The sequence below is a fragment of the Legionella sp. 39-23 genome (assembly GCF_001897665.1).
GTDB classification, from domain to species: Bacteria; Pseudomonadota; Gammaproteobacteria; order Legionellales; family Legionellaceae; genus Legionella; species Legionella steelei.
This window is the reverse complement of the sequence record NZ_MKTO01000006.1, coordinates 1-19447: the sequence shown is the minus strand read 5'-3', so window position 1 is coordinate 19447 and position 19447 is coordinate 1. Positions and strand designations below refer to the sequence as shown.

The following is a 19447-nucleotide window of genomic DNA, read 5'->3' as shown; positions in this document are numbered from 1 at the left end:
GAATTTAAATTTACATAAAAATAAGGCCGTATCTCAAGAGCTTCATGCCCAAGGAATGAATCCTAAGCATTTTTAGGCTCAATTCTCAGATTTTTTTGCAATTTATATTCTTCATGCCCATTTTCTCCTGTCTTAATATTGTAATCAGGTAATTGTGCTATTTTTATAATAAGGATAGATAAATTGTTGAATTCGATATGCCGATGCCTTTTTTTGATGATCACCGTTCTGAATCTCGCACCCCCACTTTGATTAACCATATGATAGCTCTTTCCAAAGCGGTTAAAGACGGGGCTATAAGTGTTGAAGAACTGGAAACCATTAGCAAGCAATCTACCGTCTCTTTGGAAAGCAAATGGGAGTCTCTGGTAAACGGTAGCCTTGATATCAGTACTTCACCGAATAATTCGTTAAAAAAACTATATGATGTTATAAAAAAAGCCCCTTCTGTATCTATAAAAGATGCTACACCCTTAATAGAGGGGCTCAAGCGTTTTGATAGTGAACATGGTGATTATCTACCTTTGTCGCCATTGGCCATACAGAATGATCAAACCCTTGCAGTAAGCCTCAATGATTTTGCAACGTTTTACAATGTTTTTATCAAACATATGAGTTACACAGTGGAACCAGGAGAATTGGGTGATCAGTATACAATTGATTTTGACCCTCTGGCCGCTGGAACCGATTGGTTGCGATGGCAAAGTACTCGCCCAACTCATATTCGTTTTGATCCCTCTAAGAGCGAGCATCCTGGTATTTTTGAAAGATTTCTGGGGGGGCAGCTAAAAAGAGATGAATGGCTTTCCGATCTGGACATTCGACGTGAGCTGGCCCTCCTGGGGTTAGAGCGCCTGGTTCATATTGTTCCTTTCAAAGTAGATGATATCGGGTTAGCTCTGCACTTTGAAAGGCAAAAGCATGAACTTGACGATCCCCAGGAACCCTATGTGATTCCTTTAATCGTTAATCTTGGAGAAGATGGTCACAGTCGCCTTGATTCTCGCGGAGTTCACTGGACTCGCATGATGGTTACAGTAGATCCTAGGACTGCGCCACCAACGATTACTGTAGATTACAATGATGAATTATTTTTACATGAAAGTAGCCAAGAAAAAATTAGAAAAGTCCTTAATCAAGCGATACAGTATCGGACAGAGCTTGGCGGATACTCAAGGGATGAACCATTAAAAGTTTATAAAGCTTTTCCGGAGTGTGATAATCCAACGATTAATATAAGTGGCTCAGGTGAGCAAAGAGATGGATTCACATGTGGGTATCGCGCGTTAAAAGGGATTCTCGCCGATCTGATTCAGAAGAATGTGATCAAGGTCGGGGATAAAGAAGACTATCAAAAATTCCTGGATTGTGCGGACGCTACCAGTCTTCGTAACTTCGTGTATCGTTCTTTGTTGGGAAATCAATCTATTTCAAATGAAACAAAAGAAGTACTGCAACACTTCTTACCTGCAAGTGTTTTTGAAGCAGCGAGCGGGGGTGTGTTTGTTGTAAAGCCTGCACTGGTTGAAGGACAATTGCTCACTTTCTCGCAACCAAAAGTGAAGAAAGAAGGAAAACAAGGAAAACTCAACGACGAACAATTGAAAGAGTTAGAAAAGCTAGTAGAACAAAATAAAAAAATTAATGTTTTACGTGACATGGAGGTTATTAAGAGTCTCGCTACATCTGAGGATGAGCCGCTTGAATTAAACTTACAAAGTATTCTTGATGTTGTAGCAGTAAAAGTGGCGGATCCCAATTTGGTGTTACGAGTTATTTTTGAGCAAGTTGCAAAAAACATGGATTTAGAAACATTGAAGCTCTCTGGAACTGATAAAATAGGGCAGCAACTTTTGCATGAAAAAATTGATAATTTGCCACTCCGAATTAAGTTAACTTCTGACGAACCCAAATTAACGAAATATCTAGAACTCATCAATGCACGCAATACGCTAATTGATGGCAGAACGATTGTTGTGCCTGAAGGAAGCGACCCCTGGGATTCTTTGTTTGAACACATCCTGTTTACGCCTGCTGATTTTCCGACTGGAGAGCGATTTGAATGGATGAACCACTACTACGAAAGTAATGCTAAAGCTGTAGCTGCCATGGGGGCGACAGGATTTGCCAAACTGTTACAGTACATGGCGACTCATGAAGATCGCTGCGAAGATAGTGGCTTTCCGTTCAAAGAATTCGATATGACTCAGGTCAATCCTCAGCATGAAGAGCCTATACGTATAGAGGACGGTCTTAGCTTTTTGGTTGCTTTAAGAGCACATTTACAATCTGAAGAGCCCTACATTCCTTTTAAACAATTCAATTTTGACATACCCAATTTGGCAGCGAATCATGAAACACTGAATCAAGAGCTAACTGCAATTCTGGCAGCGATGAAAGCGCCAGGGCTTGAAAAATTGCAAATTAATACCGACTCTCTGGCAAAGTTTCCGGAACAAACTATAGACACCTTAATTACTCATATACGAGAGAAAAAATATCCAACAGTTCTTTCTTTTAAGGCAGCAAAGGGTACCATTAGCCCTACTCTGCAGGCAAAATTGCAGGAGCTGGAGAATGCTGCATTATCTAACCGACGCCTAGGATTGGCTTCTACTGCGAGCCCTAGCCATCACGCTCTAAAGGCTAAAACAACAGAAGCGGTTGTTCTTGGTAAAGTTGGTAAAGCCATTCTGAAAACAGAAGGGTTGGCAGGATTGGATACTGAAGTTCAGATTCAGGAACAACAGCAACAACAAGTCCAACAGCAACTACAAACGGCGCTCGATGATGAGGAGCTTCCGGAAGAAGAAGAGCTTCCAGGAGAACCGTTTCTCCCCTATGCGGGCACTGAGGATTTAATCAATCGAGTAACAATTGCACGCCTGGCATTTTTTATTGCGCAGCGTCATCCGCATTTAACTCCTGATCAATGTTGGGATTTGATTACTGGAGCCAATGCCGATTTATTTAAGTACGGCATTAAGAATATGACAGTTTCTGCCGCCAAAGTTTTGATTGAAAACTTGCAAGATGTACAGTATGGACTGCATCCAGATAACTTACCCCGAGGATTTTCGCTGCAGCAACAGAAGGATGGGGAGCTGGTGCTTGCCTATACCGCGTTTAATCCAGCAGTCAATCCTAATGAATCGCCACTGACGATTCGCTTCAGCAAACCAATGGCTCCTAATCAATGGTCTGGTAATGCCTTACAGTTTATGACTCGTGAACAGGCTGAAAGTCTCTATAAAAGTGTCATAGAACCTATGAAGAAACAACGACCTACTTTGGATGCCTGCATCAGTCAATTTTTCTTTTTAAAAAGTGATACTTTCACTGTAGAAAACAAAGATATCACTCTAAACGATTCACAACGAGTCAAAATTTTAAATGGTTTCATTGCTGCGATGGTCAGCAAAGAAGAGGCCAGCACCATCCAGAGACAAATTGAAAACATTTTTGGCGCGAAACTGACGTCATCTAATATCAAAGCAATAAGCGAAGTGCTTTATGAGCAAGGTCCGAAAGGTTTATCTAACCTGTTAGAGGACTTGAATCAGATTAAGACAATCAAAGGAGAGAAGTTTTTTGCAAGTTTTAAGACGTGTTTTATCGATCCCTCAAAAAATCTTAACGAATTGACGACGGACAGCGCCCGTGCTGCGATGCAGAAGTTGTTAACTTTGTCATCCGCACAGGCCGCGTGGTGGGTTTCATTAACAGAGCAACATTCCAGCAATCTTTTGTATGAGCCCGAATCCGACCAAAGTGATTTCACCGTACTACAAGCTCCGGGCAAACGTTGGGCGAATTTGGCGGAATTGACCGATGGGTTTCTCTATTTTTGCGGTCAACTGGACGAGGTTAGTCCTGGACTTGCACTGACTGAGTATTGTCCTCTAACGGAGGTCGCCGATATGCGGGTGGCCCTGGATCGTTTGTTAACTACTATTTTACCCAATGCCTTGGATGTGGATGAGCAATTTTACCAGGGATTACAGGGATTGTCTCTCGCACCACTAGGACCTTTTTATGCATCACGTTATGAAGGGTATAAATTAGTGACTGCTGAGATGATGCTGGATTTAGAAAATAGTTATCATAAGGCTCCTACACCTGAAAAAAGAGCAAAAGCAAATATGGTGTTTGCACTAAAAGGTTTTTGTTTCCGAAACGATAAAACTAAATTTGGAGGAAATTTTGCTGACTATGCTGTCGATTCAAATGAAAAAAGAAAGTCGCTGTTTCTACGTTATATCGCAACTTTTAATCATCGTGCCCCACTAAGCGAATACCATGAGGCATTCAACAAGATCTTAAAAGTAGAAAGTAAGGAGGATGAAGGTAAGAAACAGGAGGATTTGATAATTATAGTCGCAGGTTTTGGAGTTGGAAAACGAGGTAAATGTTTCACTCAAGATGAAATAACGCGCCTTATAGATTGGGTTGGCCAATGCCCTTCTGATGAATCTGGGGAGATGGAAAAAGTGCTCTCTTCTTGGCGCTCATTACTGGCGCAATCTATTCGTCCTACTATTGCGGAGATAATAGATATTTCCAGACTGGTTTTTACTACCGGTATGCCAAGGATTTGCATTAAAAGGGTGCAAAGCATCATGAGTAAATATAATACTCTAATGAGCCAAGAGGGCACAAAATCCGCAGAAAACTTTCTCGAAGCTTTGATGATATTAAGCAAGAATAAGCAAAACCTGGGTGCCAAGAATTTTATAGATATTGTTTATCAACTCGAAGGACTAAATGTTCCTTTCAATAGTATGCGAGAAGTCAAAGCAGAAGTAGACCTGGAACCTAAAATAAGGTCTGCTACAGCAAAACTGCTGGCGGTCTGTAATTCAACAGGCGTAGATGAGTCTAACGCGCTGGTAACGGCTAAAGCCTTATATGCGGAAGTGGAGAAATGCTTCAAGGCTCATGGAGCCCAAACAACAAATGATTTACTCGAATTGCTTGGCAATATTGATGTGGAGAAGTCAAAGGATTTACCATCACTCAAAGAGCTCACCACACTTATCCAAGGAATAGCTGAACATGCTAAACCAGACTATAACACTCTTGAACGCACTGTAAAAAGCAACTTGCCGGAATCCTGCGTGATACAAATGGAAAAGGTGACTGCCTCCCCAGTCGAGCCCGCGGGTAATTTACATATGATTATTACCAAATATATGGCTGAGATTAGAGCGGAGTTAGTCGATTACAAAACTCAAATTGATGCCAAGCTTGGCGAAGGATTTTTTGACGGTCTTGCTACTCCTGAAGGCACAAGAAGATTATTAGATGGCCTGGAAAATATTGCTGATATGACTGGACTTCTTGGAGGGATTGTCCAGGGAAAAATTAAAGGCGTGATGCTCAAAGTTTATGATGGTGTGGTGAGTGATGGTCAAGAGCGTATCGGCATAAAAGATAATGTGGCTAAGGGGCGCTTAGCTAAAATCCTTAACAATAAAATGAATCATCCAATTAAAAAAGAGGATGATTTTGAGCGGTTTTGTAAGGGATATGCAGGAGAGTTGCAATCCCTTAACCAATTCTTGGGTAACTTGCAAATTATGAATAAAGCATGGCCTATTGATTTCGGCAATGTTCTTGATGCATTAGATAACAGCCCGAATCTTAACGCCTATCCTTTACCTTTGCTTGCTCATATAACCAGTGCATTGGTAACAAATTTTGATAAAAACACTCCTTTCCCCAGCGATCTGCTGTATCAATTCCTGGCGGTTAAGGACGTTAATCCGAAGAGCATAGAAGCATTAAAAGGTATTGTTGATGAAGCTTTAGATAAAGAAAAGACGAGTCTTTTAAAAAATACTGAAAAAAAATTGCTTTGCGAATTGGCCCTTCGCTATTGTGACGCTGCCGTCGATCCGCGAACTGCTCCAGAATATATAAAGAAAATATTAGCTTATCAAGCAGCTGACGGTGATTTATTTGCTGCCCGGATGAAACTTCTTTCTGGATTTGCAAAAGTCGAAGCCAAAAATCTAACCGATATAGACGATGCCTTTAAGGTTCTTAATGAGCTGACGATAGCTGAACTGAATGCAAAAACTGTGGGCTTTTTTACCGAAGACAAGGAAAGAGGAAGGGATTTTTTATCGGTCATCACGGAGCTTGGTAAGATAGCTGATAAACCAAAACGTTCGCTGGTATTGGCTATTGCCTTGAAAGCCGCGCAACAAAATCCTGAGACCTATCAAGGTGACCTGCTTCGTCAGGTAATAATCAATCTAAACAAGCTTGACCCAGAAATTCTGAAGCAGCTGGATGCATTGTATCGCTCGCCCAAACATCCTGAGTTGTCCTCTTTAAATGTTCTGCTTTCTGATCCACTCACACCTCTGAATGCGAAGGTCTTGGAAACTTTGCAGGCAGATTATGATCGTGATTACTGGCTGAAAACTAAGAACATGCATAGGAATTTTTATGGGTGTGACCTCTTTTTGATGTCAGGTAATTTGAACATCAAGAAATCAGATAAAAATCACCTGTATCTATATAAAGACGCAACTGAAAGATTTTATTACAAGACGCAAGACAATAAAAATCATTATTTAGATGACCAGGCGATCAAGGCTGTACTTAAAAATAAAAATTTTGACCAGCCCGCTGCGAGGCCATCCCCATGTACAATGCATGAGGTGTGCAGCCTTGTTCTTAAAGAAACATCAAAGCGAGGCCACTCCCAGTTTATTGCCAATCAGCTTGCCAAGTATCTCGATAATCTGCAGGACCTGAATTACGAGCGCCCGTTGCTGCTCTCACAACGGGAAGAGCTACAGCGGTGGTTTTTATATATTAATGCCATTGGTAACAATCGGGGAATTCCAACTCAGCCATGGACTCCCGAAGGTGGCGCGAGTAAGCCTGTTAAAGAGATGTCCCATGAGGAAATACAAGGCTTACTCAAACATTACCGTGTTCAGTTAAAAGACACGACTTCCCTCTCTGAAGAAGCTCGCCTTAAGATACGCCTTGAAACCATTGCCCTATTGCGTGAAGCAATGTACCGCGGCACTGGTAAATTCCCAAGGCCCACCCAAATTCTTTATTTATTGACTGCAATGCAGAGTGGTCAGGATTTTGTCGCGCAAATTCAAACAGGCCAAGGCAAGTCAATGACGGCAGGTTTGGCTGCGGCAATGGCAAATGTAGAAGGAAAAACTGTTGATATTTGCACAAGCAGCTTGTTTTTGGCGAACGAAGGATTAGAGGAAAATCATGGCTTTTTCGAATACTTGGGGATGAAGGCCAAACTTATTCATGCAAACTCCGGAAAGGATGAATATGAAGAAGGAGCAATTCATTATTCCAGCATGTCAGAATTGGCGTTGCATCGCTCCAAAATGCAGCTGTTGGGTAAAGTATTCCCAGAAAATTGTACTTTAATTGCCGATGAAGTTGACTTTTCAACTTTGGATGATAGTACTCGCTATCGTTATGCAACCTCCCTTGATCCGGTAACCGATCCCTATAAAAGTCCGTATACATGGATTTACGAGTCATTGGTGCAATTTGTTGACTCTCAGAAGGCACCCAAAAGCGATGAAGAGTTTTTGGCACAAGCAAAAAGCTGGTTAAGAAACACCGCTAAAACTAAAGAAGAAAAGGAACAGCTCAGAGTTCTGGAAGAGCAGCCAGAGGTTTATAAGAAACGCTTGGAAACTTGGTTGGTTGCAGCAGGCAAGACCAATCAGCTGGTTGAAATGGAGCAGGTTCGCTTCCGAGTAATTCCTTTAGAACATAAAAAATATGGCTCAGTTTCCAAGGCGTGCATTCTAGCGGGTGGACGACCTAATATTCAAGCAGAATTCAGTGATGCAATTCAGCAATTTTTGCATGTGCGCCTACGTCAAAAATACCGTAGTGAAATTGATGCAGGAAAAATGCCTGATTTTCTGGTTGAGCCTGAAAAAACTTATATTACCACCCTGAATAGTAAAATCTTGTTCAATACTTATAAACAGCGTTTGGGGATGAGCGGAACCGTCGGTTCAAGAGAAGAGCTTAAAGAGCAACATGCGAAATATGGTTTTCGCTTTGTGGATATACCACCCTTCGATGAATCCAACCGTGAGGATTTACAACCGATTCTGACAAATCCAAAGTATGTAACCGATCCAGAGGCAGAAAGTCGCGATCATATTAATCGTATTGTTAAGGAAACGCTTCATTATTTAAAAAGCCAAGAGAAAGGACTCGCCGGGCCAATGTTGATCCATTGTGCGGATAAAGAACAAGGGGAGAAAATTTATGATGCCCTGAAAAAGGCTATTGAAAAAGATCCAAAGAAATATAAGTCTAAATTTCAAGGTGTATCTCAAGGTATTCAACGCTTTTACAGCAGCGAACAATCTACGCCAGCAGCGCGAAATGCAGAAGAAATAGCTATAAAAGATAAGGCAGGTCAAGATGGAATGATTACCATTTCTACGGTGTTTGGTCGGGGAACTGACATAAAACCAACACATGACAATGGCTTGTATACGATAGATACGTTTGTTGATACCAATCCTTATTCTTCCGAAGACCTAGAGCGCTCCAAACGGCAAAAAATTGGTCGTTCTGGGCGTGCTGGTCAGCAAGGCTTTACCCGTTTAATTGTTCGACGTAGTGAGTTTTCGGATATTTACACGCCCAAGCAAATGCGCAAAATTCCAGAGACCATAGAAGGTCTTGATCAAGCCATTTACGAATTAAACCGAGTACGTAATGAAAAACGTGTTGTCGAACGGCAATTGCGAGAATCATTCGATGATGTGAAAGACATTATTTATCAAGAGTTTTTCAAATACATTCAAGTGCTTAATGCAACTGCTGAAAATGTTCCCAAAAAAGCAATCCGTGAGAAATTAACCAAACAATGGAATCTTGTATTAAGCCGCATTGATGACCGCTGGGAAGAGTTACAACATGATCCTAACTTAAAGGGAAACATGAGTCAGCAGTTGGAAGAGATCGCAAAATTTGCATGTGCGCAATGGAATGAACTTGCTAAAGACAATGGGGCTTTGCGAGCTGATATAAAGGGTTGGGCGGAATACAATAAACTGACGTCTCTAAAGCTCCCTGAGATAAAACCGCTGGATTCCCTGGAGTTGCTCGAAACGGTTAGAGCCCAAAAACCTCGCCTAGAGCGGTTCTATGTAAAAAGAAGACAACAATATGGCAAAGTGGACCCATCAGTACCCGAGGCGGCAGTTTATAGTGATTTTATGGCTGCTTCTAAATTCAGTATGATGGGAGAAGCAGTAGCTCAAGCAAGAACCGAGGCCACCCAAGCTTACATTACCAAGAAAATCGAATGGTTAAGTTCTCAGGCCCATCGCCAAAAATTAAGGGGCAAATTTGACATAGCTGTCGGAGATTTTACTGAAAAGAATGTCAAGGAAATCATGGGGGCATTACTTTATTTAAGGTACCAAGCTCATCGTGATGGGAATCCCGTTGCGTATGTACGTCTTAGTCAGGAGTGTCAACGTTTTGAAAAGCAAATGCTATGGAGCCAGGATAAGAAATTGCTTGGCGCTGTGATTCAAGCACGGAAGGGACATTTTAACATATTGACTCATCATCGCAGTGAACATGAATCTCAAAAAGTGAAGTATTTAAGTACGCTTATGGCTGAAGGACGTAGGCTATTGCCCAAAGAGGCTCACCAATGGAAGAAAGATGATTTTGCCACATGGTGGCGTGGAGGTGATAAAGCTCCAGGCATACAAACGCAAGCTGTAAATTGGTTAACTGCTTATCGAGACAATTGGTGGTCTCGAGGTTATGTGAGTCTTGATCGCAAAGAGGTGGTTACCAAGTTGCTTAAAAAATTACAAAAAGAAAATCAAAGTCCGCAACAAATTTTAGAGCATATTGCTGAAGCCCGAAAAAGATTGCTGGAGCATGATGTAACACATTCTCGTTCATTGAAAAGCAGTGTTCATGGTCGTTTGTATCAATACCTGAATGAACTGGAGCTTAAAGTTCAGGCGGCAATGGCTCCAGAAGATCTGGATACTAATACCGATAATACGTTTGATAATGTCAAGCTTGTTTTACAGCAGGCTGCTCTCTTAGGTATTAAGAGTGAAGAAATAACTGCTGGTATTCTTGATAAAAAAGCAGCAACACCACAAGAAAAATACCAGACGTTCTCTGTATTTTTTAGCAACGTTGCATACATGGATAAACCTAAAGGGGTCAAGAAGGATAACTGGGATGCCTTTCAATCCTATTGCCAACAAACGAAATTACAAATGGTGCGCTATTTTGCTCAATGCGATAAAAATAGTTCTCTCAATGAAGGACGTTCTATACAAGTATATCAAGCGGCTTCGGAAGCTGCTGCAGCACATTTCGAACGCATAATGAATAGGGATATTTCACCGGAATTAAATCTTCCTGCCAATGGCAAATTTAATTATCGAGATAGAAGTGTCACGTTCAAATTAAGTGATGATCACTCTTTGATTAATCAAGGAATCAAGTCACCGTTATTTCTGAAAGTCAATCAAGCGGACACTTACAGAGAGCTATTGTACTACTTAGAACGCTCTATTGTTGAAAAGTCTCCTGATGATACGCAGGTTGTGTTCCAGTCAATTACTCTTGCAAGAAGCGAGCGCTATCAGGCTGAAGGTTTTAAATTATCGGTTGAAATGATTATCGATGGTGTTCCTGCACAAATGAATTACGAAATTAATATGAATACTGGAGAAATGTATTGTAATGATCAAGAGCTGCAAAAACTGAATATGCCACATGCCCAAGAACCAGAGTTAGGCGAGTTTACCCTAGGTAAAGAGTTGGAAAAGTTACAACAAGAGCTGGCAAAAATTAAGAGTACTGGTGCAACCTTAACTGCAGAAACTGAAGTGCGGATGAGACAAATGCATTTGCAAATGGAAAAACTCACGCAGAAATTTAAAGAGAGAGTCAATGGAATTAAGAACGATGATGCACAACCATCACAAATACTGACTCAAAAATCAGGTTGAGAAGACATATGCTTTGAGGTTAATGATATAATCTTCCAATTGTAGCCAAATTTATATGAGAAAAACAATGGCAATGGATAAAATCGATGAGCTGCTAGAGCAGCAAAATAAATGGGAAGAATTAATTCAACAAACGGCTCAAGCACAGAAAAAAATGCTTGAAATTATGCTCCAATTGAGAAAAGAAATAATTTCTTTGTCTCAGTTAAAAAAGGATTTTCCTGACAGTGTCAAAATTAACGCTCGAATCAGTCAATGTGATCAACTTTTAGAACAAAGTTCTGAAATGGTAAATGAGATGAAAAAACAATTAGCGGAATTTAGGGAGCAAAAAAAAGCTCTTGATGAGTTAATGAAGAACTTTGTCGAGCCAACATTATCGGAATCGAGCAGCAGCCCAAAACTTTAGGTGCACACGTACTCATGCCAACTTAAAGGTAGTCTGGGTGAAGAACCAACTCCCGAGTTTCACGATTCACCCAGGCTAAGTACTACCATTGGTTGGAGTTATCAACAGGCATTGCATTAATTTCGGTTTGTAATATTTGCTGTTGTGCTGCTTCGTTTTGTTTTTTGGCGGCAGCCATTGAAGCATTCATCGCATTTACGTTTATTTAGCTTTTTTTGTAGATGGCGGGGGCGTGAACGATTAGGGCGTTACGGAACGCATGATTGGATTTTGTAGGGAGATAAGAGTCTCTGTTGATTGTATTTCTTCGATAAGCTGGATTTTATTTACTAATAGTTGCTGTAAGGCATCTATTGATTGGCACATGACTTTAATAAAGATATTAAAATGATGCCCAATAGTGTAATAAGCCTCAATAACCTCTTCTAGATCTTCCAGTTTTTTTAGAACGGCTTGGTAGTCTTTCGCATGATTCAGGGTAATTCCAATAAAACAACAGACATCATAGCCTAATCGTTTGGGGTTAATGTGTACATGTACCCCTTCAATAATACCTGCTTGTCGCATTTTCTCGACGCGTACATGGATCGTTGCCGGGCTTACCGCATAAGCCTTAGCTAATTCCGCATAAGCGGTACGCGCATTTTTTATTAATGTCTGGAGTATTTTTTTGTCAAGATCATCGATTTGATAATTTTCTAGGTCTTTCATAAGCTATTTTTAAATAGTATTTAATAAAATTGATATTTTATTAAATATTATGTTTTTTATCCATGTTTATTTTATTTTTACAATAAAAATACTCGAAAAATTCAATATAATATTAAATCAATTTATTGTGGGGTAGTATAATGAAGCAGGCATTTATTGAAAAACAAAAACAAATTAGTTTAGTTAAATCTTTTTTCTCTCGAGAATTAGAACAAAGATTAGGTCTCATTGAAGTACAAGCACCGTTATTGGCTTGCGTTGGCGATGGCGTACAAGATAATTTGTCCGGCATAGAACAAGCAGTCTCAGTTAAGGTAAAAGCCATCCCAGATCGTACTTTTGAGATCGTACATTCCTTAGCAAAATGGAAGAGAAAGCTACTCGGAGAATTTGCTTTTCAATCCGGGGAAGGCATTTATACGCATATGATTGCGTTAAGACCTGATGAGGAGGTATTAAGTGCGACACATTCTGTTTTTGTGGATCAATGGGATTGGGAGCGTGTCATTGACAATAAAGACCGTAGTTTGAGTTATTTAAAGAAAACGGTCATTGAACTCTTTGATGCCATAAAAAAAACGGAAAAAATGGTGAGCGAGCTTTATGGTTTAACGCCATTTTTGCCACCATATATTCATTTTATGTATACAGAAGAATTACTCGCTTTATATCCTCATCTATCGCCTAAAGATAGGGAGCGGGCCATCACTAAAAAGTATGGTGCTGTTTTCTTAATTGGAATCGGTGGCTCGCTATCCAATGGCAAACCACATGATTTACGTGCTCCAGATTATGACGATTGGAGTTCAGTCAATGAAGTAGGATTTACCGGGTTAAACGGTGATATTTTAGTCTGGAATCCCGTGCTCGAAGATGTTTTTGAAATTTCCTCTATGGGTATTCGCGTCAATGAAGTCATATTGAAATATCAACTGGCATTAACAGGCTACCAACAACGTTTGGATTTTGATTGGCATCAGCGCTTGATTTCGGGTGCTTTGCCGCAAACCATTGGTGGGGGAATAGGCCAATCTCGTTTGGTGATGCTGATGTTGCAAAAAAAGCATATCGGGCAAGTTCAATGTGGCGTGTGGCCTGATACACATGTAGACATGTGCGAGATGTGACCATATGAAGTACAGCCAGGTTCTATTGATTTTTCGCGATTTAAAATATATTAATGGATAAGGATCATTTGAGAAATGGACTTCAATGAAACTTATAATGAATAAAAAAAATAGTGCGGAATCAATAAGCCTGGACCTGGAATCATCAACTACAGTGCACGATTTATTGTGTATCCTTTATGAGCATCGAAGTAAACATTATGCGCATTTTACTTTTCTGGAGTATCAAAAATTTATTTCTGTTTATGAGTGCGTTTTATATGGGGAGCGATTTAAAAATAAATTACTTCCAGGAACCAATTTAGCGGACTATAAACTCGAGGACCCATGTTCCTTGGTTTGGGAGGAGTTTACTGAGAATCAGTGCCTGGATGAGTCTATAGACCGAAGATTACTTTTTTGGAAAGTGGACATGAATAGGGCTGAAAATGAAAAGAAGTCTTGGCCCGCTGATAATAATGAGCCAACCAGTGGCCCTATTTAGTCGAGGACTTCATTGTAAATTACAATGTTTCAATATCCTCAATTTTATTGCATGATACATGATGATGCATACTCAGGTGTATCTTTATCCGGAGAATACTGAGGTTCTCCAGCAAATAAACTTTTAACATAAGAGCCAGCTGTTTGTGTTTCTGTAACTTCTGCTTTAGGTTGAAAACTATGGCCTAAGGAATGCAACATATTGGTGGTTGTATCTCCAGCAACTTCATCAGCAGGTGAGGGCGTTTTCCGTTCTGCCAACACCACGTCCTGTTGTTTAAACAGGTATAAATTGGATAAAACAATAGCAGATTCAAGCACCATTAAGGCAACACCAATCACGGGATTCAGTGCAAAACCTATGGCAACAAACAACCCGGCAGCCACTAGAGTAATGACTGAATTATAAGTTAAGCTTACGAACAGGTTTTGAGCAATATTTTGTTTTGCTTTTGCAGCGATATCAAATGCAGTAGCGATAGGAAATAATAAGCCTTGCTGAAGTACTATGCCTGCATTTTGCTGGGTAGCGGTGTCGCCAATATTTGATTTAACCGCAATACCGACATCCGCGGTGGCAATGGCGGTGTCATCATTCGCGGCATCACCTACCATCGCCACTTTATGGCCTTTTCTTTGTATTCTTTTAATGCAACTTGCTTTAGATATTTGCCATTTTTTAGGGGTGTGGCTTCCGTTTGCTGTTATAATTTCTTTAATTTGCTTCTTACTGAGATGTAATGTGGCCTCATCCTTATTTTTAATGGTGTTTATTTTTTCTTCAAATAAATCGAAATCTAAAATTTTTACTTTTTCATATTCCCTATTGGGATTAACATAATACAGTTCCTGAGTATCGTTCTTTTTGATAAATACATAGCTGTTTTTGTATTGTGCAGGCCTTTTGGGTAATTCGGACAGCAAATGAAGGTCACACCCTTTTTTAGTAACAGCCCCAACTGTATTGGCAAAAATATTCTTTGGAGAAATACCCAGTAACTCAGCATATCTTTCTGCTGTATCTTGATCTGCTCCTGTTATAATATATATTGCTATACCGAGCTCTTTTAATTGCGCCACGGTAGCAAAAGCATCTTCACGGAGAGGGTCAAATAAGTCAATTTGTCCTATTACTTCAGTTTCTTCTTTATCGTGTACTTTTGTTCTGCGCACCATATAAATGTTACCCTTTCTAGGGTCATCATAAGGCTTATTAAAAACTGTAACTCCGTGCTCCAAGAGCATATTTTTATTGCCTACCATGAATGTCTCACCATTAATTTCGGCTTTTATGCCCGCATGATGGCGGTCAATGGAGTCACGGTCTATTTTTAACTGCTCGTCGATAACAATACCTAGACGATTTATTATATGAGACTTAATCTTTTTTGCTGACGGATGGTCGGATTGACTTTCTAATAATGCGAGATACGGCAAATACTTTTTCTGGACATTTACTGCTTGCACCACAATTTTCCCTTGAGTCAGGGTGCCATTTAAATCAAAAGCGGTAGCATCTATATCTGCAGCTGCTTGTAAGGCCTTGCCATTATTAAAATGAATTCCGTTTTCAGATGCTTTTTTCATGCCGATTTTAACTGCCAAGGGCGTAATCAAGCTCAAAGCACAGGGGCATGCACTGACAAGAACTGAGACGACACATTGAATAGCAAGCGCGGGGGTAAACAATGAACCTATAACAATACCCGAAACAAGAGCGACTAGGAGGAGGCCAGGAACAAAATATTTCAATATGGTGTTTGCAAATCGTTCCACTGGTGCTTTTTCATTATTTGCTTTAGCATTATTCTCAGCGATTAATGAAAGATAAGATTTTTGATATGTTTTGGTAGCGCGCATTGCCACGGAAGGAAGATGATCGGCTAAACGCATGCCGGCAAGCACCTCATCCCCGGGGTTAAATTCTTTCAGATCAGGCGAACCATCAACGCGAGTAGTATAAAGAAGCGCTCTCTCCGTTAATATGCCATCAACAGGGATCACCTCGCCTTTTTTAATGATTATCTTATCGTTAGGGATTAAGTTTTTGACCGAAATTTCTCTATCGGGATTACCCTTTAATAAGACTGAGAGAGGCAAACAGTCACGGACATCTAATTTTTTCTGGATTTCACCGACTAAAGTATGTTCAATACCTTCACCTAAATGCCAAAACCCCAAAACCAATGGTGCTGCTTCGAACATCATCGGTAGTCCGGGAATAAACATGCTTGCAATTGACACGGCGACGATGGTCAATGTACTAATGGTGTATAAAGCTGCGGTATCCCATTTCTTTTCCAGCAATGAATACCATGCTGATTTATATACATTATATCCTAAATATAATGTCATCAATGTGGTAAGTCCGGTGATAAGTAAATAGGCAATCAGTGGAATATTAAAACTGGCAATGGAAAGAGCAAGTAGACCTACTCCCCAAATCAAACCTAATGCCGCTTTAAGCCAATGATTCTCATGGCCATGAGAGTGGCCATGCTCATGGTCGTGAGAGTGGCCATGCGCATGGTCGTGAGAGTGGTCATGCTCATGGTCATGAGAGTGGTCATGCTCATGGTCATGAGCGGAGGCGTGAGCAAGACGTTTTTTTCGTTTCTTTTTACCATGTGCAGAATGTTCTGGGGTGGAGGAAGAAACATGATCTGCATGCCCATTTTCTGCTTTATATTCAATTACTTCTGTCTCTATCAATTCGGCAAATGCGATCTTCTCTTCCCATAGGCGCTGATTTACTTTCGTTGCGATGGCTTCAGTATCTGAGGATTTACATAACAAACTGATGCTGGGATTAGGGGGCGTCAAATCGATTGCTGTGCGCACTAACTGCAGGTCATTTATCTCTTGCAAAATTTGTTCGATTTTGTCTGCCGTTTGTTGGTCAGCGAAAAGTTCTGGGTCACCGGCAAGATGGAATCTATAATAATTAAGATGCATTGCTTCCTCCGTTTACTGGATATATAGAGGTGAATGAGAGGCAACTACCTATTTTTTGCAAAAACCTGCTGGCAGAGCGCCTGCTTAATTTAATCAGTTGTGCGTCAATATTAATTTCATACATATCATGACCATTACAGTAACGTTGCAACCTAACGATAGAAAAATCTGGCTAAGCAAAGAAATCCGGTTCGTAATCACTAGGATGGTGACTGTTCATTTTGCTTAATACCTAAAAGTGTTACATTGTAACATTCTGTTGCCAAAGAACAAGACACATTTAGTGATTTTTAAACCAAAAGAATTTTTGTAGATTACTCAAGAAAGTGATTTGATTATTTTTCTGTAAAATAAGGACTGTGGTACAATGGAATATCAGCGTATTTAAACTTAAAAATGATTAATGAAATACAATTTGCTGGACAAGGCTTATAAGCACTGTGTAATACATGGTTATCGATTTACGGAGCCAAGAGAGCGCGTCCTCAAAATATTGGTTGAAGAGAGAAAACCTCTTGGTGCTTATGAAATCCTGCAAAGATTATCCAAACAAATTGAGAATCCAAAACCGCCTACAGTTTATCGCGCTATTCAGTTTTGGCATCAAGAGGGTTTTATTCATTGTATTGATAGTCTTAAATCTTATGTTGCTTGTTTGCATGGACATCATGTAGGACAAGCCCAATTTCTTATTTGCAGTCAATGTGATTTCGTCAAAGAATTAGAATGCATCGTTGACTTCACATCCGTTACAGAATTTGCAAACTCAATTCAGTTTTCAATTATCAATTGCACTGTAGAAGTTAAGGGATTGTGTGCTCAGTGTAAGCAGAACAATATAAAACTAGAGAAACTGGCCTAGACATCAGCAACTTTCGTCACGTTAATTTGCAGTAATTGCGTCGATAATTCGATTTTTTACATAGTGAGCAAACGGTATGGTTTGGACAAAGTATACCGAGCTGGCTTTATCATCATTTGAGGGATCGATCTTTTCTTACCAAAGTTGATAACTGTTGCTACATTAGGATGTCCAATGTGCCTAATATCAAGAAACTTTTTCATAACTATTTAACCTCCGTTAAATGATTCCGTGTTGATTGTTGCTTGAGAGTCCAAAGTTCTCTGGTTAAACTTATTTAGTATTTGCCATCGAAATAACTCACAAACAAATTGATGCTTCCTTTCCTTTTCGATCAAATTCGCTGCAAAAAAATACATTTGCAAGCGATGGAGCCCATGGAATTATGTGATGCATGGTTAGTACTCGTCAATCAATTTGCGGCGGTCCTTTTAGCAAAACTCATGGTTCTCGAGCGGTTTATTTCATAGTCATTTTTAATTACATAAAAGCGTTATTGAAACAATCTGATAACGTATGTGTTGAGCCAAGGCCCTAGCTACTTGAGTTTAGAGATTAAGGTGTCCTGGTTGCAAGCAACCAGGCTATTGCTTACTAAACTACGGGCGTATTGCTTTGCGAGGCTGCTTGTTCTTTTGGGCCATCGTTGTATTCTTCTTGCATCATTGCAAATTGAACTTCCAAATGGTCTGGTATGTTGGTTGAATAAGTCATTGCTCTATCCCTAAAACTTCGCTGTTCTCTATCGATCTCCGCAAGTTTTCTATTTTTTTCTTGTCGCATAGATAATTGCGCACCGGGATTGCATGTTATCTCAATCTTTTCATTAAGATTCGTTAATTCTTTAGACCAGTAAAATGTAGCTTTTAATTTATTGGGAGATTTATCTTTATTCCATAACTCTCTAAGTTTTAAAAAGTTGATGGAGGGATCGGCATGGTTAAGAAGTCGAGCATAGGTTTGCAAATAGGATTTAGGGAAATCTTTGTTTGTAGTTATTTGATCTATCAAGCTCAAATTCATAATCACCAAAACATATCCTTCATAATTATGCTTGTTCCTTAGTTCAACGGCGATATCAATCCAGCGACAAAAAGCCTTAATGCGCGCCTTTCCTTGAGCTTCCATAATATTCCTTTTCAGCTCATCTTCTAAGTAGTCTCTACCGGCTAAAAATGTTTTAAGGTTTGCGCTTGCCTTTGGTTTCTTGGAAAAGCCCTCAGGGTTTGCAAAATCGCTTAGTGGAATTTTGCTATAATCTGCTCTTAATTGCTCATCAATGAGTGTCGCATCGACGTGTACTAGTTGATGGTACCTTTTGAGATAGGGCCTAAATGCCTTATCTTTTGTTAATTGATACTCTTTATCCATTTCTATTAAGGTATCACGTACTAAAAAATAGCCCTCATAATTATGCCTTTGCCTTAACCGGGTTGCGGTATCAATCCATCGGCGAAAAGCATGAATTTGCACATCTTGAGAAGCATGCTTGCTGATGCCTTCTCTAATAAAATATTGTAAGGTTTCTCGAACCTTTAAGTGTTCTTCGGTACTTGAATGTTTTTCTCTTAATTTGACATCAAAAAGTTTGGCATGGTCATAAGCAAATCGAGATTCAATGTAGGCGAAGAATTCAAGATGGTTTGGATCTCTTTTTATTTTTTTTAGAGTCTCCTTTTCGGCAAGCAGCTCATCCCACTCAAAAGTGGCATTGGGTCTGTTTAAAAACTGTTGTTTTACTATTAGATTTTCAAAAAAAGAATTTTTAGACTTTGTAAGGTATTTCGGATTTGTATTATTCTTAGACATAGAATAATCTAGGTCTGGTAATCTGGAACAAAATTCAGGAAAAATAAGAGCTATTCCGAATTGGTTTATT

At 39.8% G+C, this 19447-nt stretch carries 8 protein-coding genes; 5 read left to right on the top strand and 3 right to left on the bottom strand.

The genetic code is table 11. From position 1 onward, the window contains the following. Window positions 1-197 precede the first annotated feature (197 nt). Together BGO44_RS02745 and BGO44_RS02740 are read left to right on the top strand one after the other, a co-directional pair. On the top strand, window positions 198-11021 hold the full coding sequence (locus tag BGO44_RS02745) for a preprotein translocase subunit SecA (RefSeq protein WP_273198173.1): 10824 nt from the start codon (window positions 198-200) through the stop codon (window positions 11019-11021). A 67-nt stretch (window positions 11022-11088) separates the two neighbouring features. Then, window positions 11089-11430, top strand: a complete 342-nt coding sequence (locus BGO44_RS02740; RefSeq protein ID WP_273198174.1) for a hypothetical protein — start codon at window positions 11089-11091, stop codon at window positions 11428-11430. Window positions 11431-11670: 240 nt separating this feature from the next. On the opposite strand, the gene asnC is transcribed toward BGO44_RS02740, so the two are convergent. Beyond that, window positions 11671-12141: a transcriptional regulator AsnC gene (gene asnC / locus BGO44_RS02735; RefSeq protein WP_058511185.1), complete on the bottom strand. Its 471-nt coding sequence runs from the start codon at window positions 12139-12141 to the stop codon at window positions 11671-11673. A 140-nt stretch (window positions 12142-12281) separates the two neighbouring features. Here asnC and asnA point away from each other — a divergent pair, with 140 nt between their 5' ends. Both asnA and BGO44_RS02725 read left to right on the top strand, forming a co-directional pair. After that, window positions 12282-13268, top strand: a complete 987-nt coding sequence (gene asnA, locus BGO44_RS02730) for an aspartate--ammonia ligase (RefSeq protein WP_058511184.1) — start codon at window positions 12282-12284, stop codon at window positions 13266-13268. Window positions 13269-13365: 97 nt separating this feature from the next. Further along, a complete protein-coding gene (locus BGO44_RS02725; protein ID WP_272947121.1) occupies window positions 13366-13752 on the top strand; it encodes a hypothetical protein in 387 nt (128 codons plus the stop codon). A gap of 44 nt (window positions 13753-13796) precedes the next feature. Here the strand turns inward: BGO44_RS02725 and BGO44_RS02720 are convergent, their stop codons facing one another. Continuing rightward, on the bottom strand, window positions 13797-16706 hold the full coding sequence (locus BGO44_RS02720; protein ID WP_273198175.1) for a heavy metal translocating P-type ATPase: 2910 nt from the start codon (window positions 16704-16706) through the stop codon (window positions 13797-13799). Window positions 16707-17109: 403 nt separating this feature from the next. On the opposite strand from BGO44_RS02720, the gene BGO44_RS02715 reads away from it, so the two are divergent. Then, window positions 17110-17568 (top strand): Fur family transcriptional regulator, encoded by a 459-nt coding sequence (locus BGO44_RS02715; RefSeq protein ID WP_058511182.1) that lies wholly within the window; start codon window positions 17110-17112, stop codon window positions 17566-17568. Window positions 17569-18162: 594 nt separating this feature from the next. On the opposite strand, the gene BGO44_RS02710 is transcribed toward BGO44_RS02715, so the two are convergent. Next, window positions 18163-19447: RasGEF domain-containing protein (locus BGO44_RS02710; RefSeq protein WP_286822653.1), on the bottom strand; the 1285-nt coding region annotated here is incomplete at its 5' end.

Bases quoted from the DNA above. Each gene is read 5' to 3' on its own strand.
- BGO44_RS02725 (WP_272947121.1), top strand. From the start codon at position 13,366: ATGAATAAAAAAAATAGTGCGGAATCAATAAGCCTGGACCTGGAATCA.
- BGO44_RS02720 (WP_273198175.1), bottom strand. From the start codon at position 16,706: ATGCATCTTAATTATTATAGATTCCATCTTGCCGGTGACCCAGAACTT.
- BGO44_RS02715 (WP_058511182.1), top strand. From the start codon at position 17,110: ATGAAATACAATTTGCTGGACAAGGCTTATAAGCACTGTGTAATACAT.
- asnC (WP_058511185.1), bottom strand. From the start codon at position 12,141: ATGAAAGACCTAGAAAATTATCAAATCGATGATCTTGACAAAAAAATA.
- BGO44_RS02745 (WP_273198173.1), top strand. From the start codon at position 198: ATGCCGATGCCTTTTTTTGATGATCACCGTTCTGAATCTCGCACCCCC.
- asnA (WP_058511184.1), top strand. From the start codon at position 12,282: ATGAAGCAGGCATTTATTGAAAAACAAAAACAAATTAGTTTAGTTAAA.
- BGO44_RS02740 (WP_273198174.1), top strand. From the start codon at position 11,089: ATGGCAATGGATAAAATCGATGAGCTGCTAGAGCAGCAAAATAAATGG.